1 pseudogene is annotated in these 314 nt (G+C 73.9%); it reads left to right on the top strand.

Annotated features, from left to right (window positions below):
• A pseudogene (locus ACLZOT_RS51360) lies at positions 1-229 on the top strand (phosphotransferase family protein); the annotation flags it as partial.
• Positions 230-314 lie beyond the last annotated feature (85 nt).

Genomic DNA, 314 nt, shown 5'->3' with positions numbered 1-314 from the left:
CCTGTCCGCGCGGGAGCTGACACAGCGGTACGCGACCCGGTCCGGCCGCGATGTCTCCGCGCTCCCCTTTCACCTGGCCCTCGGCTACTTCAAGCTGGCGGTCGTCGCGGAGGGCGTCCACGCCCGCCATCTCGCCGGGAGCACCGTCGGCCCCGGCTTCGAGCGGGTCGGCTCGGCCGTGCCCGCGCTGGTGCGCGCCGGCCTGTCGGTCGATGTCCGGCGCCTGTGAGAAGGGATGTGAGCATGGTCGCGCAGGACAGGCTCGCGCAGAGGGTGGCGCTGGTGACGGGGGCCACGGGAGGCATCGGTGAGGC

It is taken from the genome of Streptomyces sp. 4F14 (assembly GCF_048159485.1).
Lineage (GTDB): Bacteria > Actinomycetota > Actinomycetes > Streptomycetales > Streptomycetaceae > Streptomyces.
The sequence above is the reverse complement of the archived record's forward strand: the minus strand, read 5'-3'. Positions and strand labels throughout refer to the sequence as shown.